Origin of the sequence: uncultured Microbacterium sp., from assembly GCF_963528945.1 — a bacterium.
GTDB lineage: Bacteria > Actinomycetota > Actinomycetes > Actinomycetales > Microbacteriaceae > Microbacterium.
Map to the genome: position 1 here is coordinate 149,396 of NZ_CAURWX010000004.1, position 21,657 is coordinate 171,052.

Consider the following 21,657-nt stretch of genomic DNA (forward strand, 5'->3'; position numbering starts at 1 on the left):
CGGCTCCGGCCTCCCCCGCCGCCCGTCGCGTTCCGGTCGCACGAAGGGTCGTTCTCAGCGCCGGGAGCGACCGTTCGTGCGACCGGAGCCGGCGAAGCGACCGTTGGCGCGACCGGAAGGCGAGACGGGGCGGGGCGCGAACAGCTCGGGGAGAGCGGCGACGAACGCGTCGGGGTGGCTGTACCAGAGCGTGTGGGCCGCGTGGGGGATGCTGCGGACGTCGACGCCGCGCTCCGACCACGCCGCGGCGAGGGCGTCGGGCACGAACCGGCTCGGCGACGCCCGCACGACGATCGACCCGGGGGACGGGGTCCAGGCCAAGGCATCGCCGCAGGAGATCGATGCCGACGTCGCCGCATCGAACCGCGCGGCCGCCCGCGCCTCCCGCACGGCACGCCCCTGCGTGTACTCGGACCGGGCCTGCAGCGACGCGGCGCTCCGCTCCCCCGCCACGAGCACGTACTGCGCGGTCAACGATCGACGGTCAGCGCCGCCCTCGATCGCGAGTCCGGCGTCGACGTACACGGCGGTCCCGGCGCCGAGCGCGTCTGCGGCTTCCGCGAGCACGCTGCCGCCGTACGAGTGCCCCACGGCGAACATCGGCGCGCCCCCGCCGAGCGCGCGGACCGTCTCGACGACGGATGCCGCAGCCGACGCGACGGTGAGCGCCGGGTCACGCGGCGACAAGCCGTGCCCCGGAAGGTCGAGCGCAACGACCCGAAACTCCTGGGAGCCGAGCAGCGGTACGAGTTCGTGCCAGCTCTCCGCCGACCCCATCAGCCCGTGAAGCAGGACGACGCTCGGCCCGCTGGCGTCTCCGCCCACCTCCGCATGCAACAGCATCCGCCCACTCAACCACGCCCCGCCCGACTCCCGCCCCCCTTCCGGTCGCACGAAGGGTCGTTCTCAGCGCCGGAAGCGACCATTCGTGCGACCGGAGCCGGCGAAGCGACCGCCGGAGACGCGGAGAACCGCCCGGGCGGAGGGCCCGGGCGGTTCTCTACTGCGGAGCGGATGCCGCGGTACTGCTCAGGAGGACGACGGGTGAGTCTTACGACTCGTTCGTCGTCCGACTGGTTACTTGTACGACTCGACGATCTCGAGCAGGCTCGGGACGTTCTTGTACGCCTCGGCAGCGTTGTCCTTCGTGACGATCAGCGGCTCGAGCAGGTACGAGTCGACGACCTTCACACCGTTGTCGTACGACTCGGTGTCGTTCACGTCGACCTCGTCGCCCTTCTGGAGCTGGCCGACCATCTTGATGGCCTGCTCGACGAGCAGCGAGGTGTCCTTGTTGATTGTGGAGTACTGCACGCCCTCCATGATCGACTTCACCGACTCGACCTCGGAGTCCTGACCGGTGACGACCGGAACCGGCTTGCCGGCCTGCTGCACCGAGGTGATGATGGCGCGGGCGAGGGTGTCGTTCGGCGAGAGCACGCCGTCGAGCACCGTGTCACCGCTGTACGAGCCGGTGAGCAGGGTGTCCATGCGGTTCTGCGCGTTCTCGGCGAGCCAGCCCTCGGTGGCCGTCTGGGCGATCTCGGTCTGACCCGAGACGACGTTCAGCGTGCCGTCGTCGATCTTCGGCTGCAGCACGTCCATCGCGCCGTCGAAGAACACGGCAGAGTTGGCGTCGTCCGGCGAACCCGAGAAGAGCTCGATGTTGTACGGCGCCTCGTGGCCCGCGCGCTCCTCGAGGCCGTCGAGCAGAGCCTGACCCTGCAGCTGGCCGACCTTGAAGTTGTCGAACGCGACGTAGTAGTCGACGGCCTCGGTGTTCTCGATGAGGCGGTCGTACGCGATCACGTAGGCGCCGGCATCCTTGGCCGCCTGCACCTGCGTGGCCAGCTGCTTGCCGTCCTTCGCGCCGATGATGATGACCTTGGCGCCGTTCTGGACCATGGCCTGGATCTGGTTCTGCTGCTCGGCGACGGTGTTGCTCGCCGGGGCGTACTGGACGTCGGCCTTGTAGCCGGCCTCCTCCAGTCCGTCGGTGAACAGCTTGCCCGCGAGCACCCAGTTCTCCGACGTCTTGTCGGGGAGGGCGACGCCGATGGTGGAACCCGCCTCGAAGCCCTTGGCGGCCTCGTCACCGCTGCCGGATCCGGTGTCACCGCCGCGCTCCGACGAGCAGCCGGTGAGGGCGAAGGCGCCCGCGACGACAAGCGCTGTCGTCGTAAGGAGGATCTTCTTCATGTGATCTCTTTCTCTGGTGTGTGAAGGTCTCGTCGCGCGTGGGCCACGCGGCGGACCCCTACTTTCCGCTCGTCTTGTCGACGGGTGGGGCTTGGTAGGTCTTGTTGGGCTCGAAGGTCTCGGTCGCGGGGTCGACCTGGCGGCCGAGGCGTCGCGTCATGAAGCCGATGAGCGAGGGGCGGCCCTGCTGCTTGTTCCAGACGTCGATGCCGACCGCGAGCAGGAGCACGAGGCCCTTGATCATCGAGACGACGTCGGCGCCCTGGCCGAGCAGTGCGAGGCCGTTATTGAGGAACGCCATCACGAGACCACCGATGATCGACCCGATCACGGTGCCGATGCCGCCGGCGACGGCCGCACCACCGATGAAGACGGAGGCGATGGCGTCGAGCTCCCAGCCGGTGCCGTCGTTCGGGCCGGAGGCCTGCGAACGGGCGACGAAGATCATGCCGGCGAGCGCGGCGAGGACCGACATGTTCATCATGACGAAGAAGTCGACCCAGCGGTCCTTCACACCCGACAGGCGTGCGGCCTGACGGTTGCCGCCGACCGCGTAGATGTGGCGGCCGAAGACGGTCTTGCTCGTGACGAAGGTGTAGAGGATGACGAGCGCGAGCAGGATGAGGCCGGGCACCGGGAAGCTCGTGCCGGGGCGTCCGGTGGCGAACATCCACGCCGCGGCGAGCACGACGACCGAGAGGAGCACGACCTTGGTGACGCTCACCCAGAGCGGCGCCATGTCGGAGCCCATCTTGCGCTGGACGCGACGGGTGCGGATCTCCCAGAACACGAGCCAGGCGACCGCGACGAGCGCGAGCAGCATGGTCGGGATGTTGAAGGGCAGCGGCAGGCCGATCTCGGGCAGGTATCCGGTACCGATCACCTGGAAGCCCTTGGGCACCGGGATGGTCTGGGCGTCGCCGATGAACTGCTGCGCACCACGGAAGAACAGCATGCCCGCGAGGGTCACGATGAACGCCGGTACACCGACGTAGGCGACCCAGAAGCCCTGCCATGCGCCCACCAGCGCCCCGACGCCGAGGCCGAGCAGGATCGCGAGCGGCCAGGGGAGGTTGCCCTCGGTCATCGCCTTCGCGACGATGATGCCCGTGAACGCCGCCACCGATCCGACCGACAGGTCGATGTGACCCATGATGATGACCATCACCATGCCGATCGCGAGGATCAGGATGAACGAGTACTGGTTGATGACGTTGATCAGGTTGCCCGAGGTCAGCGTCGCGCCGTTCGGGCCGTTGCGCAGCAGGGTGAGGATCTCGAAGAGCACGATGATGACGATGAGGCTGCCGAGGATGCCGAACTGGCGCAGCGTCGACGTGCCGCCGCCTCCGAACATCTTCGTGATGTCCTTGAGGTGGAATCCGCTCTTCGCGGGGGTGGATTCGGTGGTCATGCGGATGCTTTCTGGGTCGCGGAGGTCATGCTGCGCATGAGGGCCTCGGGGGTGGCCTGGTCGGCCGGGATGCAGTCGGTGACCCGACCTTCGAAGACGGTGTAGATGCGGTCGGAGATGCCCAGGAGCTCGGGCAGCTCGCTGGAGATCACGATGACGCCCTTGCCCTGGGCGGCGAGCTCGTTGATGATCGCGTAGATCTCGTACTTCGCGCCGACGTCGATGCCGCGGGTGGGCTCGTCGAGGATGAGCAGGTCGGGGTCGGTGAACATCCACCGGGCGAGCACGACCTTCTGCTGGTTGCCGCCCGAGAGCTTGCCGACGCCCTCTTCGACCGACGGGGTCTTGATGCGCAGCGCCTTGCGGTAGCGCTCGGCGACCGAGTACTCCTCGCGGTCGTCGACGACGCCGCGCTTGGCGATCTTCGACAGCTTCGCCGCGACGACCGACCGCTTGATGGTGTCGAGCAGGTTCAGGCCGAGCACCTTGCGGTCCTCGCTGACGTACGCGAGGCCGTGCTTGATGGCGGCGGCGACGTCGGGGAGGGCGATCTCCTGGCCGTCCTTGATCATCGTTCCCGAGAGGAACGTGCCGTAGGAGCGGCCGAACATGCTCATCGCGAACTCGGTGCGCCCGGCGCCCATGAGTCCGGCAATGCCGACGACCTCGCCGCGGCGCACGTTGAGGCTGGACCCCTTGACGACCATGCGCTCGGAGACGGTCGGATGCTGCACCCACCAGTCCTTGACCTCGAAGAACACCTCGCCGATCTCGGGGGTGCGGTCGGGGTAGCGGCTCTCGAGCGAGCGGCCGACCATGCCGCGGATGATGCGGTCCTCGTTGATCTCGCCGCGCGAGATGTCGAGCGTCTCGACCGTGCGACCGTCTCGGATGATGGTGATCTCGTCGGCGATCTGCTCGATCTCGTTGAGCTTGTGGCTGATCATGATCGACGCGATGCCCTTGGCCTTGAGGCCGAGGATGAGGTCGAGCAGGTGCTGCGAGTCGTTCTCGTTGAGGGCCGCGGTGGGCTCGTCGAGGATGAGCAGCTTGACGTCCTTATTGAGGGCCTTCGCGATCTCGATGAGCTGCTGCTTGCCCACGCCGAGCGTCTTGACGGCCACGTCGGGGTCTTCGTTGAGGCCCACGCGGGCGAGCAGCTCGACGGTGCGGCTGGTCTGCGCCTGCCAGTCGATCGCGCCGAAGCGGCTGATCTCGTTGCCGAGGAAGATGTTCTCGGTGATCGAGAGCTCGGGGATGAGCGCCAGCTCCTGGTGGATGATGACGATGCCGGCGGCCTCGCTCGCCGCGATGTCGCGGTAGCGCTGCTCCTCGCCGTAGAGCAGGATCTCTCCGTCGTAGGTGCCGTACGGGTACACCCCCGACAGCACCTTCATGAGCGTCGACTTCCCGGCACCGTTCTCGCCGCAGATCGCATGGATCTCGCCGGCGCGGACGGTGATCGAGACGTCGGCGAGAGCCTTGACCCCCGGGAACTCCTTGGTGATGTTGCGCATCTCCAGGATGGGGCCAGACACGGTAGGCAACGTTGCTGTGGTGCTCACGGATCTTCCTCGCGACGTGCGGTCACCTTCGATGTGACCGTTCACATTGGTACATGTAACTCCCGAGGGGCGAGCAGTGTCAAGTCCGCCCGGGCATTTCGTGTCGTTACCGTGACACGCGGGGTGTGTGCGGTCCGGCCGACTCGCGATCGCGCACCGCCGTCTGCAGCGGACCGAACTCCGGGGTCTCCTCGCCGCGGATCTGCGACAGCAGCATCCGCACCGCCCGGCGGCCGAGCTCGCGGAACTCCTGGTGCACGGTCGTCAGGGTCGGGGCGACGTGTGCCGCCACCGGGATGTCGTCGAACCCCACCACGCTGATGTCGTCCGGCACGCGCACCCCCGCATCGCGGAACCCGTGCATGAGCCCGATCGCCATGAGGTCGTTCGCCGCGAACACGGCCGAGAAGTCGCGCCGTCGCGACAGCTCCTGCCCCGCGAAGTACCCGAAGTCGGCGGTCCAGTCGCCGCGGATCGGCGGGAACGTGGGCAGGTCGGCCTCGCGCAGCGCGTCGAGGTAACCGCGCATGCGCGACTCAGCCTCGATCCAGTCCTGCGGCCCCGCGAGATGCAGGATGTCGCTGTGCCCGAGCCCGATGAGGTGTTCGGTCGCGGCGCGCGCCCCCGCGACCTGATCGGCCGACAGGCTCACCCCGTCCGACCCCGAGGCGGTCTGCAGCGTGACGAACGGGAAGTCGACCGCCATGCCGCGCAGGACATGGAACACGCGCACCTGCGGGGCGAGCACGACGATGCCGTCGACCTGCTCCCGCGCGAGCTGCCGCACGGCACTGCCGATGGCCTCGGGCGTGGTGGCCGCGAGGTTGAGGGTCGTGACCGAGTAGCCCTCTTCACGAGCGGCCTCCTCGATACTGGCGATCGACGACGTCGGCCCGAACTCCCCGATGGTGGCCGACAGCACCCCGAGCATGTTCGATCGACTCGTGACGAGCGCCCGCGCGGCGAGGTTGGGGCGGTAGTCGAGCACCGAGATGGCGTCGAGCACCTTGGCCTTCGTCTCGGGGCGGATGCTCGGGTGGTCGTTGAGCACGCGGGAGACCGTCTGATGCGAGACACCGGCGAGGCGTGCGACGTCGCGGATGCTCGGCATCCGGGCGCGCTCGGAAGCAGTGGACATCACGGCCTCCTTGCATGTGCACACGCCATGTGCACGGTCACATCGTTCGTCTCATTATGACCCCGGGCACGCCCATGCGCCTACACGCGATGTCACGGTGCCCGCCGGATCGGTCGCGCGCGGGGGCTGGGCTGCGGTCAGACCAGGATGCGGGCGCCCGGTACGGGGCCGTACACCTGCAGGGCCTCGCGACCGTCCTCCTGCAGCGTGTTGCGCACGGAGCGGGCGGTGTCGGAATCGGCGCAGAGCAGCGCGACCGTGGGTCCCGATCCCGAGACGATCCCGTGCAGCGCGCCCGCGCGCACCCCCTGGCGGATGGTCTCCTCGAGGTCCGGGCGCAGGTGCACCGCCGCCGCCTGCAGATCGTTCTGCAGGCTCGCAGCCAGCTGCACGGCGTCGCCCGAGCGCAGCGCCTGCAGCACCGGGATCGGCACGTCGAGCGACTCCGCGGGATCGTCGGCGAGCGCTCCCTCGGCGTCGCGCAGACGATCGAGCTCCTCGTACACGACCGGGGTCGAGAGCCCCTCGTGGCTCGTGACCAGCACCCAGTCGAAACGCCCGCGGGCGAGGGCCGGATTGAGCTGATCACCGCGACCGGTCCCGACCGCCGAGCCGCCGTGCAACGAGAAGGGCACGTCGGCTCCGAGCCGCGCAGCGAGCTCGTGCAGGCGGGTCTGCGAGAACCCGGTGCCCCACAGCGCGTCGCAGGCGACCAGGGCGGCCGCGGCATCCGCCGATCCTCCGCCCATGCCGCCCGCCACCGGCACGTGCTTGCGGATCTCGAGCGCGACGCCCCCGTGGTAGTCGGCGGCGGCCGCGAGCAGCTTGGCCGCGCGCATCGCCAGGTTGCGGTCGTCGAGGGGAACGGCATCCGCCTCGGCACCGTGCACCGTGATCGAGAAGTCGTCGGCGGGGCGGGCGATCACGTCTTCGAACAGCGACACGGCCTGGAACACCGTCGCCAGGGCGTGGTACCCGTCGTCATGCCGGCCGCCGACCCCCAGGTAGACGTTGATCTTCCCGGGGGCGCGGACGTGCACGGAGTCGGAGGGCATGGCGTTTCCTGGTGGTGCCGATCAGAGGTCCGAGGACTTCGCCCAGATGTTCACGTCGATCGCGCCGGCCAGCTCGTCGATGCGCGACAGCTCGTCGTCGGTGAGCGCGGGGCCGTCGAGCGCGGCGATGTTCTCGTCGAGCTGCGAGGTGCGCGATGCGCCGATCAGCGCGGACGCGACGACGGGGTTGCGCAGCGTCCACTGCAGGGCGAGCTGCGCGAGCGACTGACCCCGCTCCTTCGCGATCTCGTTCAGGCTGCGCAACGTCTGCACCGCGTCGTCGGGCAGCTTGCCCTCGGGCAGCGAGCCGCGCTTCTGCGCCCGGTCGGCGGTGCCGTCGCCGAGGTACTTGTCGGTGAGGAGTCCCTGAGCGAGCGGGGTGAAGGCGATCGCTCCGAGGCCGTGCTGCTGCAGGGTGTCGGTGAGGCCGTCTTCGATCCAGCGGTTCAGGATCGAGTAGGCGGGCTGGTGGATCACGAGCGGGGTGCCGAGCTCGGTGGCGACCGCGACGGCCTCCTCGGTGCGCTCGGCGCTGTAGGAGGAGATGCCGACGTACAGCGCCTTGCCCTGCCGCACGAGGGTGTCGAGCGCGGCGACCGTCTCGGAGATCGGGGTCACCGGGTCGACGCGGTGGGAGTAGAAGATGTCGACGTAGTCGAGCCCCATGCGGGTGAGCGACTGCTCGGCGCTGGCGAGGATGTACTTGCGGCTCGCGAAGTCGCCGTACGGCCCGGGCCACATGTCCCAGCCGGCCTTCGACGAGATGATCAGCTCGTCGCGGTAGGGGCGCAGATCTTCGGCGAAGATACGGCCGAAGTTCTTCTCGGCCGAACCGTAGGGCGGGCCGTAGTTGTTGGCGAGGTCGAAGTGCGTGATGCCGCGGTCGAACGCGTGACGCAGCAGCTCGCGCTGGTTGTCGAGGGGGATGTTGTCGCCGAAGTTCCACCACAGGCCGAGCGAGATCGGCGGCAGGTACAACCCGGTCGATCCGACCTGGCGGTAGGGGAACGTGCCGTAGCGGCCCTCGTCGGCGGCGTACGGTCGGTGGAGCTCGGGAACGTTCGGGCTGAAGCGGGGCGAGTCGGTCACGGTGTCAGATTACCCGGCGACCGCGTCATCTGCGGGAGACGGGACATGCTGCGCAATGCGCTGGTAGTCGTCGACCGTCAGGTCCTCGCCGCGGGCCGTCGGGGCGACACCGGCGGTCACCAGGGCCTCGGATGCCGCCGACGAACTGCCGAAGATGCCCGAGAGCGCCTGACGCAGCATCTTGCGACGCTGGTTGAACGCCGCGTCGACCACGGCGAAGGTGCGCCGACGCTCGTTCTCGTCGCCCCGCTCCCCCGCGGCACGGTCGAACCCGACCAGCAGACTGTCGACGTTGGGAACGGGCCAGAACACCTGACGCGACACCGTGCCGGTGAGCTTCCACTCCCCGTACCAGGCCGCCTTCACGCTCGGCGATCCGTAGATCTTCGAACCCGGCTTCGCGGCGAGGCGTTCGGCGACCTCGGCCTGCACCATCACGACGCCGCGCTGCAGGTAGGGGAAGGTCTCGAGGAAGTGCAGCAGCACCGGCACCGAGACGTTGTACGGCAGGTTCGCGACGAGCACGGCCGGCTCCCCCGGCAGTTCGGTGATGCGCAGAGCGTCGGCGTCGACGACCGTGAGCATCCCGTCGGGCACCCCGCGCTCGGCGGCGGTCTGCGGCAGGCGCGCGGCGAGCCGGTGGTCGATCTCGACCGCCGTGACCGACGCCCCCGCCTCGAGGATCGCGAGGGTCAGCGACCCGAGACCCGGCCCGACCTCCACCACGCGCTCCCCCGGCTGCACGCGGGCGGCCTGCACGATCTTGCGCACCGTGTTGGCGTCGACGACGAAGTTCTGGCCGAGCTTCTTCGTCGGGGTGACGTCGAGCTCGGCGGCGAGTCGGCGGATCTCGGTGGCGCCGAGCAGGGAGACGGTCATCCCCCCATTGTCCCCCACCGCCGATAGCCTCCTGTCATGCCCTCCCTGCCGGAACTCATCGCGCCGCGCAGCCTGGGTCGTGATTTCCGCTGGCTGCTCGCCTCGTCCTGGACGAGCAACGTCGGCGACGGGATCGCGCTCGCGGCCGCTCCCCTGCTGATCGCGTCGCTCACCTCGTCTCCGTTGCTCGTCGCGTCCGGCGCGATCCTGCAGTTCCTGCCGTGGTTGCTGTTCGGACTGCACGCGGGTGCGATGGCCGACCGCGTCGACCGTCGCCGACTGGTGATGGCCGCCAACGCGGCGCGCGCGCTCGTGCTGACGGCCCTGTGCGTCTTCCTCGTGACGGGCACTGCGAGCATCTGGATCGTGCTCGCCGCGGCCTTCCTCTACGGCACCGCCGAGGTCTTCGTCGACACGGCGGGCAGCACCCTGCTGCCGATGCTGGTGCGCCCCGCCGACCTCGGTGTCGGGAACGCGCGCATGCAGGCCGGCTACCTCGTCGCCAACCAGTTCGCCGGCCCGCCTCTCGGCGCGTTCCTCTTCGCCGCCGGCTCGGCCTGGCCGTTCCTCGTCGAGATCGTGTGCGTGCTGGCCGCGGTCGTGCTCGTCTCGCGCATGGCTCGCACACCCGTGCCGCCGCGCGAGGGCCTCGCCGCGCATCCGCCGGTTCACACCGACATCGCCGAGGGTCTGCGCTGGCTGCGGCGCAACCCGCCGGTGCGGATGCTGGTGCTCATCATCCTGCTCTTCAACGTCACGTGGGCCGCGCCCTGGGGGGTGCTCGTGCTGTACGCGACCGAGCACCTGCAGATGGGCGCGGTGGGCTACGGCGCGCTCACCACCGCGTCCGCCCTCGGCGGCATCGTGGCGACGGCGAGCTTCGGCTGGCTCGAGCGCCACGTCTCGTTCGCCGCCCTCATGCGCATCGTGCTGAGCCTCGAGGTGGTGATGCATCTGGCGTTCGCCCTGACGAGCGTCGGGTGGGTCGCCCTCGTCATCATGTTCTTCTTCGGCGCCTACGCCTTCGTGTGGGCGACGATCTCGACGACCGTCCGTCAGCGTCTCGTGCCGCCGCAGCTGCAAGGACGCGTGGCCTCGGTGAACATGGTCGGCGTCTTCGGCGGGATGGTCGTGGGGCAGGCGCTCGGTGGAGTGATCGCCCAGCTCTGGGGTCTGACAGCGCCGTGGTGGTTCGCGTTCGCCGGCGCCGCGCTCACGCTGCTCTTCGTCTGGCGGCCGATCTCGGCGATCGTCAACGCGCCACCGGTCGCGCAGGATTCCGACGACGCCCCCGCCGCTGCCGCTGCCGACGATGCGAGCGCAGGCGCCCAGCCCGAGCCGGATCGAGCGGCCGACGCCGATGTCACGGCGCCGCGCGCCGGTCAGTCGTCGAACGAGCCGTAGACGCGCAGCGTGTTCGCGGCGAGCCGGGCGCACAGCTCGTCGAGCTCCACCCCGAGCTCGGCCGCCATGAACCGCACCGTGATGGGCACGAGGTAGGGCGCGTTGGGGCGCCCTCGCAGCGGAACGGGCGTGAGGAACGGGGCATCCGTCTCGACCAGGATGCGGTCGAGCGGGGTCACGGCGAGCGCGTCGCGCAGGTTCTGCGCGTTCTTGAACGTCAGGTTGCCGGCGAACGACAGGTAGTACCCGGCATCCGCGCACACCCGCGCCATCGCGTCGTCACCCGAAAAGCAGTGGAACACGGTGGTGTCGGGGGCGCCGACGCGCGTCAGGGTCTCGAGCACCGCCTCGTGGGCGTCGCGGTCGTGGATCTGCATCGCGACGCCGTGCTTCTTCGCGATGTCGATGTGCGCCTCGAACGAGGCGAACTGCGGTGCCCGGCGCTCGGGCTCGGTGCGGAAGAAGTCGAGGCCCGTCTCGCCCACCGCACGCGTGCGGGGGTGGGCGGCGAGCTCGTCGACGACGGCGATCGCCTCGTCGAGACGCCCCTGCTCGGCGTACGTCGGCGCGTCGTTGGGGTGGATCGCCACCGCGGCGAGCACCCGGGGGTCGGATGCCGCGGCCTCGACCGCCCACCGCGACGACTCGATGTCGCCCGAGGACTGCACGACCCCGGCGATCCCCACCGCCTGCGCACGGTCGAGCTGCTCGACGAGCGTGAGGGGCTCGTCGCCGTCGACGATGTCGAGGTGCGCGTGGTTGTCGTACACCGGCACCGCGAGCGGTTCCGGGGCGGCCGGGTACCGGAGGTCTTTGCGGCCGTCGCCGGAGCGCTGCTGCACGTAGGTCACGATCGGGTGCTCCTCGGTCAGGCCGTCGACTCCACCCGCGGGAAGAGCGGCGCGAGACCGTTCACGCTCGTCCCGGGAGCGAGCACGCCCCAGGCACCCGCCTCGCGGATCGGCTGGTCCTGCAGGCGTCCGATCGTCTCGGCGGCGCCGAGCGCGACCCACAGCCTCTCGGTGGCCTGCGGCATCACGGGCGAGAGCAGCACCGCGAGGGCGCGCAGACCCTCGGCGCACGTGTAGAGCACGGTGCCCAGGCGGTCGCGCTGCTCCTCGTCACGGGCCAGAGCCCACGGTTCGTTCTCGGTGATGTACCCGTTGAGCGCGTCGACGATCGTCCAGATCGACGAGATGGCCTCGTCGATGCGGAACTGCTCGATCGCGGCATCCGCGTTCGTCGCCGCGTCGGAGACGATCCGCTGGATCGCGAGATCCTTCTCGGTGTACGCGCCCGCGGGCGGGACGACGCCCTCGAAGTACTTCTCGATCATCGCCGTCGTGCGCGAGGCGAGGTTTCCGAAGCCGTTCGCGAGCTCGGCCTGGTAGCGCGCCGCGAGGTCCTCCCACGAGAACGAGCCGTCCTGGCCGAACGCGATGGCCGAGAGGAAGTAGAAGCGGTACGCGTCGGAGCCGAAGACGTCGGTGATCTCGGTGGGCGCGATGCCGGTGAGCTTCGACTTCGACATCTTCTCGCCGCCGACGAGAAGCCAACCGTGCGCGAACACGCCCTTCGGCACATCGACGCCCGCGGCCATGAGCATGGCCGGCCAGATCACGGCGTGGAAGCGGAGGATGTCCTTCCCGACCACGTGGTACGCCGGCCAGCGGCGGTCGAACGTCGCCTCGTCGTCGCCGTACCCGACAGCGGTGGCGTAGTTCAGCAGCGCGTCGACCCACACGTAGATGACGTGCGACGGATCCCACGGAACCTCGATGCCCCAGTCGAACGCCGAGCGCGAGATCGACAGGTCTTTGAGGCCCTGCCGCACGAACGACACGACCTCGTTGCGCGCCGACTCGGGGCGGATGAAGTCGGGCTGCGTCTTGTAGAGCTCGAGCAGGCGGTCCTGGAACTCGCTGAGCTTGAAGAAGTAGTTCTTCTCCTGCAGCAGTTCGAGCGGCTTCGAGTGGATCGCACAGACCTTCAGTCCCTCGAAGGGGCCGGTGCCGTCGAGGATCTCGGACTCGGGCTTGAACTCCTCACAGCCCACACAGTAGAGCGCCTCGTACTCGCCGGCGTAGATGTAGCCGCGGTCGTAGATCGCCTGCACGAACTTCTTCACGCGCTCCTCGTGACGCTCCTGCGTCGTGCGGATGAAGTCGTCGTTGGCGACGTCGAGTGTCTGGAGCAGCGGGAACCAGGCCTCGGTGACGAGCTTGTCGACCCATTCCTGGGGCGTGACGTTGTTCGCCGCCGCCGCACGCAGCATCTTCTGGCCGTGCTCGTCGGTGCCCGTGAGCATCCAGGTGTCGTCACCCGCCTGGCGGTGCCAGCGCGCGAGCGTGTCGACCGCCACCGACGTGTACCCATGACCGATGTGGGGCACATCGGAGGGGTAGTAGATGGGCGTGGTGATGTAGAAGGAGTCGCCAGCGGGCATGGATCGATTCTAGGCGTCCGCCCGCCGGTGATTACGCCCCGCGGGCGGCGAGCGCGGCCTGGTAGAGGTCGCGCGACGACAGGCCGGTCAGGCCGGCGACCTCGGAGGCGGCCTCCTTCAGACGGATGCCGTCGGCGACGAGCGCCTGCACCTGGGCGAGCGCGTCGTCGGGCGAGGCCTCGCTGCGCGGGGCTCCCTCGACGACGACCACGATCTCGCCCTTCACACCGTTCTCGGCCCAGGCGACGAGTTCGGCGGCGGTGCCACGGCGCACCTCCTCGTAGAACTTGGTGAGTTCGCGGCACACCGCGATGCGGCGGTCGGCGCCGAAGGCGTCGCCCATGTCGGCCAGCGTGGACGCCAGTCGTGCCGGGGACTCGAAGAACACCAGGGTGCGCGCCTCGTGCGCGACCGCGCGCAGCGCGGACCGCCGCTCGGCGGGCTTGCGGGGCAGGAAACCCTCGAAGGCGAAGCGGTCGGTCGGCAGGCCCGAGATCGCGAGCGCCATGAGCACGGCGCTCGGTCCGGGGATCGCCGTGATCGTGACGCCCTGCTCGACGGCCGCGGCGACGAGACCGTAACCGGGGTCGCTGACGGTCGGCATGCCCGCGTCGCTCATGACGACGACGTCGGTCTCGGCGGCGAGCGCGGCGAGCTCTCCCGCCTTCTGCTTCTCGTTGTGGTCGTGGAGCGCGATCAGGCGCGGGCGGTTCGCGACGCCGAGCGCCTGCAGCAGGCGCTGCGTCGTGCGCGTGTCTTCCGCGACGACGACCTCGGCGTTCTCGAGCACCTCGACGAGACGGCGCGACGCGTCGCCGAGGTTTCCGATCGGGGTCGCGGCGAGGATGATCACCCGCCCAGCCTAGGCTGTACCCCGTGACCGCGCCCGAGCCCCTGCCGCCCGCGCCCGCCGCCGCGCAGGGTGTGGCGCTCGCCGCCCACGTGCGGCGGACGACCCGCTGGGAGCGGCTGCGCGACCGCATGCTCCTCGACGCGGAGTGGTCGGCCATCGTGCGCTGGGCGGCGCCGTTCACGGTCACGATCGTCGCCGCGTTCCTGCGCCTGGTGAATCTCGGGCATCCGCACCAGCTGGCCTTCGACGAGACGTACTACGTCAAGGACGCCTGGTCGCTGTGGACGCTGGGCTACGAGGGCACGTGGGGCGAGGGCGCCAACGAGGCGTTCACGACCCTGCAGGAGCTGCCCCTCTCCGAGCAGGGCGCGTTCATCGTGCATCCGCCGCTGGGCAAATGGCTCATCGCCCTCGGCATGGCCATCGGCGGCCCCGACGACAGCATGGGGTGGCGTCTCGCGACCGGCATCCTGGGCACCGCCTCGGTGCTCCTCGTGTACCTGATCGCCCGCCTGCTCTCCGGATCCGTGGTCGTCGCGACGGTCGCCGGGGGCCTGCTCGCCATCGACGGGCTGAGCATCGTGCTGAGCCGCATCGCGCTGCTCGACGGCATCCTCACCTTCTTCGTCCTGCTGGGCGTGCTGTTCGTCCTCCTCGACCGACGGCGCACCCTCCCGCTCCTCGAACGGGGCGACCCCGACCATCCCGCCCCGCTGTGGGGACGGGTGCTGTGGCGGCGCCCCTGGGTCCTCGCGGCCGGTGTCGCGCTGGGCGCGGCGTGCGCGGTCAAGTGGTCGGGTCTGTACGCGCTCGCCGGCTTCGGTCTGTATCTGGTGGTCACGGATGCCCTCGCGCGCCGTCGCGCGGGCGTGGTGCTGTGGCCGACCGACGCGGTGCTGCGTCAGGGGCCGGTGTCGTTCCTGCTGCTGGTCGGGCCCGCCGCGGCCGTCTATCTCGCGAGCTGGACCGGGTGGTTGGTCACGGCGGGCGGCTACGACCGGCAGAGCGACCCGAACCCGCTGATCGCACTGTGGAACTACCACCAGTCGATGTACGGCTTCCACGTCGGATTGACGAAGGGGCATCCGTACGCCAGCGCGGCGTGGGAGTGGCCGTTCCTGCTGCGCCCGACGGCGGTGTGGGTGGCGTCCAACCCTTCAGGGTGCGGCACCGACCACTGCATCGGGGTGATCTCGGCGATCCCCAACCCGCTCATCTGGTGGGCGGGGGTCGCGGCATCCGTGTTCCTCATCGTGCTGCTCGTGCGCGGATGGGTGCGTCGCTCGCCGGTCGGGCCCGCGGTGAGCGTGCCCCTCGTCGGTCTCGCCGTGACCTATGTGCCGTGGCTGCTGTTCCCCGACCGCACGATCTTCCAGTTCTACACGGTGGTCATGATGCCGTTCCTGGTGCTGGCGCTCGTCGAGGCCCTGCGCCGCATCGCCGGGCGGGCAGACGACACCCTCGACCGCCGCCTGGCCGGGCAACGCACGGTGGCGGTGTTCCTGGTGGGTGCCGTGCTGGTGTCGGCGTTCTTCCTACCGCTGTGGGTCGGCATGAGCGTGCCGTACCCGTTCTGGCTCGTGCACAACTGGCTGCCCGGCTGGGTCTGACGGCCCGGTTCGACGGGCGCCGACGGAGACGGCGGCGGTTGGCGCACCGGTGATCGCTGGGCTCAGCGGCGAACCGCACGACCCCCGCGCCGACCCGCGAGGAGCGCCCCGAGGTACAGCACAGCCGTCAGCGCGGCGGTCAGCAGCAGTTGCAGGCGCGCCCCCTCGTCGGATGCCGCGAGCACGACGACGCCCGCGATGAGGGCCAGGCACAGCCACGACAGCCAGGGGAAGCCGGGCATCCGAACGGGCAGCGGGGTGCCGTCGCGCTCGGCTCGGCGGCGCAGCACGATCTGCGAGACCGCGACCGCCGTCCAGGTGACGATGAGCGTCGAGCCGACGACGTTGAGCAGGGCCGGGAGCACGACGTCCGGGAACACGTAGTTGAGCACCACGGCGACGAAGCCGAACGCCACCGACGACAGCACGGCCACCAGCGGCACTCCCCCGCGCGTGGTGCGCGTGACGGCCCGCGGAGCGAGTCCGCGCTCCCCCAGCGAGAAGAACATGCGGGATGCGCCGTAGATGTTCGCGTTCATCGCCGACAGCAGCGCCACCACGACGAGCAGCGACATCACCAGGTCGACCCCCGGCACGCGGAGCGTGGCGAGCACGGCGGAGAACGGTCCGTCGAGCACCGTCGGGTCGTTCCACGGCAGCACCGCGACGATCACGACGATCGATCCGACGTAGAAGACGAGGATGCGCACGAGGACCTGGCGCACGATGCGGCGGATGTTGCGCACGGGGTCGTCGGACTCGGCGGCCGCGATGGCCACCAGCTCGGTGCCGCCGAACGCGAACAGCACGATGAGCAGGGCCGCCGCGATACCCGGGATGCCGTTCGGTGCGAAGCCCCCCTGGGCGACGAGGTTGCCCAGTCCGGTCGCCGGCACGCCGGGGATCAGTCCGACGATCGCGCAGACGCCGATCACGAGGAAGGCGACGATCGCGCCGACCTTGATCGCGGCGAACCAGAACTCGAAACGACCGTAGTCGCGCACGCCGAGCAGGTTGACGGTGGTGAAGCCGGCGACGAACACCAGCACCCATGCCCACACCGGCACCCCGGGCACCCAGCCGGCGAGGATGCCGGCGGCTCCCGTCGCCTCGGCGGCGATCACGACGACCAGCTGGATCCAATACAGCCACCCGACCGCGCTGCCGGCGCCGCGGCCGAGAGCATCCTGCGCGTACTCGCTGAACGCGCCGGGGCTGGGCCGCGCCGCCACCATCTCGGCGAGCATCGACATGACGAGCACGACGATGCCGCCCGCGACGAGGTACGACACCAGCACCGCCGGGCCGGCGAGCCCGATGGCCTGGCCCGATCCGACGAAGAGGCCGGCGCCGATGGCGCTGCCGAGGCCCATCATCGAGATCTGGCGGCGGGTGAGCCCTCGGTGGAGACCGGCGGACGGGGCGGGGGCGGAGGCGGGCGGGCGCACCCGCGTCACCTTAGACCGCGTCGCGCGCGTGCGGCAATTCGGCGGCGTCGCTCACCGGCAGGCGGCACACGAAGCCCCGGCAGTCGAACGCCCGCTCCCGCGCTCCGGCGTCGCCGACCGACCGGCCGTCGAAGAGCTCGAACCCCACAACCGCGAAGGCGTCGGCCTGCGCCGGGGTGACCACCGCGACGACATCGGCGTCCGCGCGCCGGGCAGCGTGGGAGAGGGCGCTCGACGGATCATCGGTGACGACCACGATCTGCCGGGGCGCGTCGACGAGGGCGGCGGCGACCCGCAGCAGGCTCCCGTGCGCGAACGGTTGACTCAGAGCGGACGCGGTGTGCTCGCGCACCAGGGCCGCCGCCGCATCGCGGTAGCGGTCGCCCGCCCCCAGCACCCAGGCGCGGTACGCCGCCTCGGCGAGCGCGGCCGCGTCGGACGGCAGGTCACCGTCGGTCTGGTCGGGCGAGGGGGCGATGCCCTGCGCGCGCAGCATCGGTTCGCCGGCCACCCCGCCGAGCGCCTCGTCGAGGATCGCGCGACCCTGCACGGCCCACGTCGCGTCGCCCGTCGCGACGGCGAGCGCGAGCATCCCGTCGGCGAACAGCGCGAGATCGGCGGGCGTCGCGACGGCCGCCGACGGCGTGCCGTCGAGGGATGCCCGGACGAGCGCACCGTCGGCGGTGCGGTTCACGTGCTGCACCGCTTCGACCGCCGTGCGGGCCGCGTCGATCCAAAGGTGCTCGTCGAGCGCGGCGCCGGCGCGCGCCAGGGCGCCGATCGCCAGACCGTTCCAACCGGTGATGACCTTGCCGTCGACCGCCGGCGGCTGCAGCTCGGCCCGGGCGGGGAGGGGGCGCTGGTAGTACCCGCCCTCGCTGCGTTCACCGTCGATCCACGACTCCGAATCCTGCGCGGCGCCGAATCCTCCGCCGTCGCGGCGCAGCGCACCGAGCAGGAAGTCCGCGATGCCCCGTGCGGTCGCCTCGTCGCCGGCGTCGACAGCGACGTCGAGCAGCTGGGCGTTGTCGGTAAGCATCCGCTCGTAGTGCGGCACCGTCCAGTCGGCGCGCGTCGCGTAGCGGAAGAAGCCGCCGTCGTCGTCGCGCAGGTCGGATGCCGCCATCGCCGCGAGCGCCCGGTCGGCGGATGCCGCGGCGTCCGGAGCCTGTCGACGCACCAGCGGCGACTGGAGGAAGCGCAGCGTCGTCGCGACCGGGAACTTCGGTGCGCCACCGAAACCGCCGTGCGCGGCGTCCTCCCGCGCGGCGATCGCGCCTGCCGCCGCGGCGATCGCTGCCGCGTCCGGGAGGTCGGAGGGCTGCCGCTCCGCCGCGCGGGCCAGTGCGTCGGTCACCGCATCCGCCGACTCCTCCGCCTGCGCACGTCGATCGGTCCACGCCTCGCGCACCGCGGCGAGCACGTCGCGGAACGACGGCATCGGCGGGCGGGCGTCCGGCGGCCAGTAGGTTCCGGCGAAGAAGGTGCGGCCTCGGGGCGTCGCGAACACGGTCAGCGGCCAGCCCAGGTTCTGGGTGAAGGCCGAGGCGGCCGCCATGTACGCTCCGTCGACCTCCGGATGCTCCTCGCGGTCGACCTTGACGGCGACGAAGTCGCGATTGATCAGCGCGGCCGTGTCGGCGTCGGCGAACGACTCCCGCGCCATCACATGGCACCAGTGACAGGTGGAGTAGCCGATCGAGATGAGCAGCGGCACGTCGCGGCGCTGCGCCTCGGCGAACGCCTCCTCGCCCCAGGGGTACCAGTCGACGGGGTTGTCGGCGTGGGCGCGGAGGTACGGGCTGAGCGTGTCGGCGAGCCGGTTCGTCATGCCCTCACGCTACGCGCCCGGGCTGCGCCCAGGGGCCGGGATGCTCAGATCGCGAGGGCCTCGAGCGGTTGCGATGCGGCGTAGCTCACGAGGGGCAGCGCTCGGTCGGCCGCGAGGGCGATGCGCGCCCGCAGCACGTCGGACGCGATCTCGTAGCCGTCGAAGTCGGTCGTGCTGGCGTAGACGCCCACCGGGAGGGTGAGCGCCTGGAAGAACGCGAAGAGCGGCCGCAGCTGGTGCTCGATGATGAGCGCGTGGCGCTCGCCGCCGCCGGTCGCCGCCAACAGCACGGGTGTGCCGACCAGCTCGTACTGCCCCACGAAGTCGAACAGGTGCTTGAACAGGCCGGTGAACGATGCGCGGTACACGGGGCTGCCGACGATGAGGAGGTCGGCCTGCTCGATCGCGACGAGCTTCTCCTCGACGGAGGCGGGCAGCTGGTCGCGCCGCAGCGCTCCGGCCAGGTCGGGGCCGATGTCCGTCAGCTCGATCAGCTGCACCTCGACGTCGGCGCGCTCGGCGACCGCCGCGGCGATCGCGCGGATCAACGCGGTCGTCTTGCTCGGCTCGTGCAGCGATCCGGAGACGGCGACGACGCGGTAGTGGGCTGCCATGCCTCGACGCTACTCACGAAGACGCCCCGTGTCGCGGAGAGGCGACACGGGGCGTCATGTGCGACGGCGGGGCGTCGATCAGTTGAACTCGTTGGGGTGCGTGCCCACACGGCCCGAGCCGTCGAGCGGGTCGAGGGCGTCGATCGCCGCGATCTCGGCATCCGTCAGCTCGAAGCCGAACACGTCGATGTTCTCGCGCAGGCGCTCGGCGCGCACCGACTTCGGGAAGACGATGATGCCCTTCTGCAGGTGCCAGCGCAGCACCGCCTGCGCGGGCGTGACGCCGTGCGCGGCCGCGGCCTCGGCGACGGCGGGAGTGCCGAACAGGTCGTACTTGCCCTGTCCGAGCGGACCCCAGGCCTCGGTCTTGATGCCGTGCTCGGTCGCCCGGGCGACGACGTCGCGCTGCTGGTACGCGGGGTGCAGCTCGATCTGGTTCACGGCCGGGGCGACGCCCGTCTCGGAGACCACGCGGTCGAGGTGCTCGACGAGGAAGTTCGACACGCCGATGCTGCGGGTCAGGCCGGCCTCGCGCAGCTCGATGAGCTTCGAGAAGGCGTGCACGTAGTTGTCCTTCGCCGGGGTGGGCCAGTGCACCAGGTACAGGTCGACCTGCTCCAGGCCCAGCTTCTCGAGGCTCTCGCCGATCGCGGCGCGCGGCTCGTCGCCGTCGTGCCGGTCGTTCCACAGCTTCGTGGTGATGTAGAGCTCGTCACGGGCGATGCCGGAGGCCGCGATCGCCGCGCCGACGCCCTCTTCGTTGCCGTAGATGGCGGCGGTGTCGATGTGGCGGTAGCCGATCTCGAGTGCCTCGCTCACGGCGCGCTCGGTCTCGGCCGGCGGAACCTGGAAGACGCCGTAACCCAGCTGGGGGATGGTCGTGCCGTCGTTCAGTTCGAGTGCAGGAATGGTCGTTCCTCCAGCCTAGGGCGCGTCAGTCGGCCGGGGCCCGGCTGGCCGCCATCCGTCGCGCGGCAGCGCCGACCAGGCGCTCGAGCGGGCCGCGACCGACCAGGATCGACCAGAGGGTGGCGGCCACCAGCATTCCGACGGCGAGCACCGCCCAGAGGGTGTTGCTCGTGTAGTACCCGCCCGGGCCGACGAGGAGCGCGATCGCGAGGATGTGCCCGCTGTATGCCGAGAGCGGCATGCTGCCCAAGGCCGCCAGCGGCAGGAACGGCCAACGGAGCGGGCGGGCCAGCAGCAGGCACAGCCCGATCACGGCCAGCGCGAACCCGCCCGACCCGACGACCTCGGCCACGCCGCCGGAGTGCGGTTCGACAGCGAACACCGCCCGCAGCATCGCGCCGATCGGGTCGGCGGCGGCGAGCGCGTCGGGGTACTCGTCCCATCCGCCGCCCGAACCGCCCATCAGCGGCTCTCCGCCGTCGATGCGGCGCACGACATCCTCCCCCATCGCTCCGAGGCCGTAACCGGCGACGGCGAGCGCGACGCCCGCACCGAGGGTGATCCACGCGGTGCGGAGTGTGGCGACGTGCAGCCGGCCGAGCGCGAGACCGGCGAGCACGAGCGCCATCCACACGACGATCGAGTAGCTCCCGTCGAGCACGAACGCGATCCCCGCACCGTACGGTTCGAGGGTCACAGCGGAGAGCAGGGCGACGGCGGGCGGGCCGGCGATGGCGAGCACGGCCGCTCCCGTGAGCAGCTGCCACGGCCTCCACCGGAGGAACGGGATGACCGCGACGTAGAGCAGACCGTAGAGCGTGAGAATGACGGCGATCGGCGTGTGGAGGAACTCGAGCGCGAGGCCGATGACGAAGATCACGGCGCCCCGTCCGACGAGCTGCAGGCGGATGCTCGGCAGCAGCGCCGGGTCTGGACGGCTGCTGCGGCCGGTCATGAGCGCGATCGAGACACCCGCGAGCACGGCGAACAGGATCGACGAGCGGCCGTGCACGAGGTCGCCCCAGGTCGAGGGGTCGAGCACGTCGAGGGTCGGCGTCTCTCCGACGTGCGCCCCGGCCATGCCGAGGATTGCGAGGGCGCGCGCGACGTCGAGGCCGAGGATGCGGGGCGGGCGTCCGAAGTCGCGGAACCAGCGCTCCACGCGCGGGGAGGTCGTCACTCGATGAATCGTACGCACCCGAT

Annotated in this window: 18 protein-coding genes; 2 read left to right on the forward strand and 16 right to left on the reverse strand. The window is 70.5% G+C overall.

Translation table 11 applies throughout. The annotated features are described in order from the left end of the window. Positions 1-54 precede the first annotated feature (54 nt). The 8 genes from RWS82_RS13300 to rsmA form a co-directional block, all read right to left on the reverse strand. Positions 55-843 (reverse strand): alpha/beta hydrolase family protein, encoded by a 789-nt coding sequence (locus tag RWS82_RS13300; RefSeq protein WP_314650925.1) that lies wholly within the window; start codon positions 841-843, stop codon positions 55-57. A gap of 234 nt (positions 844-1,077) precedes the next feature. Then, a complete protein-coding gene (locus RWS82_RS13305) occupies positions 1,078-2,199 on the reverse strand; it encodes a sugar-binding protein (RefSeq protein WP_314650926.1) in 1,122 nt (373 codons plus the stop codon). 58 nt (positions 2,200-2,257) lie between these two features. Further along, positions 2,258-3,613: a multiple monosaccharide ABC transporter permease gene (gene mmsB, locus RWS82_RS13310; RefSeq protein WP_314650928.1), complete on the reverse strand. Its 1,356-nt coding sequence runs from the start codon at positions 3,611-3,613 to the stop codon at positions 2,258-2,260. Then, positions 3,610-5,130: a multiple monosaccharide ABC transporter ATP-binding protein gene (gene mmsA, locus RWS82_RS13315; RefSeq protein ID WP_314651536.1), complete on the reverse strand. Its 1,521-nt coding sequence runs from the start codon at positions 5,128-5,130 to the stop codon at positions 3,610-3,612. Before mmsA ends, mmsB begins: the two co-directional genes overlap by 4 nt. Positions 5,131-5,284: 154 nt before the next feature. Next, entirely contained in the window at positions 5,285-6,316 is a 1,032-nt protein-coding gene (locus tag RWS82_RS13320) for a LacI family DNA-binding transcriptional regulator (RefSeq protein WP_314650930.1), read from the reverse strand. Between the two features lie 137 nt (positions 6,317-6,453). Next, a complete protein-coding gene (locus tag RWS82_RS13325) occupies positions 6,454-7,371 on the reverse strand; it encodes a 4-(cytidine 5'-diphospho)-2-C-methyl-D-erythritol kinase (RefSeq protein WP_314650932.1) in 918 nt (305 codons plus the stop codon). Between the two features lie 21 nt (positions 7,372-7,392). Next, the gene (locus tag RWS82_RS13330) at positions 7,393-8,460 is read right to left on the reverse strand and encodes an aldo/keto reductase (RefSeq protein ID WP_314650933.1); all 1,068 of its coding nucleotides are present in this window, start codon (positions 8,458-8,460) and stop codon (positions 7,393-7,395) included. 9 nt (positions 8,461-8,469) lie between these two features. After that, positions 8,470-9,339, reverse strand: a complete 870-nt coding sequence (gene rsmA / locus RWS82_RS13335) for a 16S rRNA (adenine(1518)-N(6)/adenine(1519)-N(6))-dimethyltransferase RsmA (protein WP_314650935.1) — start codon at positions 9,337-9,339, stop codon at positions 8,470-8,472. Positions 9,340-9,375: 36 nt separating this feature from the next. Between rsmA and RWS82_RS13340 the strand changes: the two genes are divergently transcribed. After that, positions 9,376-10,743, forward strand: a complete 1,368-nt coding sequence (locus tag RWS82_RS13340) for an MFS transporter (RefSeq protein ID WP_314650938.1) — start codon at positions 9,376-9,378, stop codon at positions 10,741-10,743. On the opposite strand, the gene RWS82_RS13345 is transcribed toward RWS82_RS13340, so the two are convergent. The 3 genes from RWS82_RS13345 to rsmI are packed head-to-tail and all read right to left on the reverse strand — an operon-like array spanning position 10,722 to position 14,042. Further along, positions 10,722-11,594: a TatD family hydrolase gene (locus RWS82_RS13345; protein WP_314650940.1), complete on the reverse strand. Its 873-nt coding sequence runs from the start codon at positions 11,592-11,594 to the stop codon at positions 10,722-10,724. The two genes, RWS82_RS13340 and RWS82_RS13345, sit on opposite strands and share 22 nt — an antisense overlap. A 17-nt stretch (positions 11,595-11,611) precedes the next feature. Next, complete coding sequence (gene metG / locus RWS82_RS13350; RefSeq protein WP_314650942.1) at positions 11,612-13,189, reverse strand: methionine--tRNA ligase; 1,578 nt, start codon at positions 13,187-13,189, stop codon at positions 11,612-11,614. Positions 13,190-13,220: 31 nt separating this feature from the next. After that, positions 13,221-14,042: a 16S rRNA (cytidine(1402)-2'-O)-methyltransferase gene (rsmI, locus tag RWS82_RS13355; RefSeq protein ID WP_314650944.1), complete on the reverse strand. Its 822-nt coding sequence runs from the start codon at positions 14,040-14,042 to the stop codon at positions 13,221-13,223. A gap of 23 nt (positions 14,043-14,065) precedes the next feature. Between rsmI and RWS82_RS13360 the strand changes: the two genes are divergently transcribed. After that, positions 14,066-15,652, forward strand: a complete 1,587-nt coding sequence (locus RWS82_RS13360; protein ID WP_314650946.1) for a phospholipid carrier-dependent glycosyltransferase — start codon at positions 14,066-14,068, stop codon at positions 15,650-15,652. A gap of 62 nt (positions 15,653-15,714) precedes the next feature. On the opposite strand, the gene RWS82_RS13365 is transcribed toward RWS82_RS13360, so the two are convergent. The 5 genes from RWS82_RS13365 to RWS82_RS13385 all read right to left on the reverse strand — a co-directional run bounded on the left by RWS82_RS13365 (position 15,715) and on the right by RWS82_RS13385 (position 21,634). Then, positions 15,715-17,100, reverse strand: a complete 1,386-nt coding sequence (locus RWS82_RS13365) for an amino acid permease (protein WP_314650948.1) — start codon at positions 17,098-17,100, stop codon at positions 15,715-15,717. A 10-nt stretch (positions 17,101-17,110) separates the two neighbouring features. Further along, positions 17,111-18,931, reverse strand: a complete 1,821-nt coding sequence (locus tag RWS82_RS13370) for a DUF255 domain-containing protein (protein ID WP_314650950.1) — start codon at positions 18,929-18,931, stop codon at positions 17,111-17,113. Positions 18,932-18,975: 44 nt separating this feature from the next. Beyond that, complete coding sequence (msuE, locus tag RWS82_RS13375; RefSeq protein ID WP_314650952.1) at positions 18,976-19,545, reverse strand: FMN reductase; 570 nt, start codon at positions 19,543-19,545, stop codon at positions 18,976-18,978. Positions 19,546-19,623: 78 nt separating this feature from the next. Then, positions 19,624-20,439: an aldo/keto reductase gene (locus tag RWS82_RS13380; RefSeq protein WP_314651540.1), complete on the reverse strand. Its 816-nt coding sequence runs from the start codon at positions 20,437-20,439 to the stop codon at positions 19,624-19,626. 40 nt (positions 20,440-20,479) lie between these two features. Further along, positions 20,480-21,634, reverse strand: coding sequence for a heparan-alpha-glucosaminide N-acetyltransferase domain-containing protein (locus RWS82_RS13385; protein ID WP_314650955.1), 1,155 nt, complete (start codon positions 21,632-21,634; stop codon positions 20,480-20,482). Positions 21,635-21,657 lie beyond the last annotated feature (23 nt).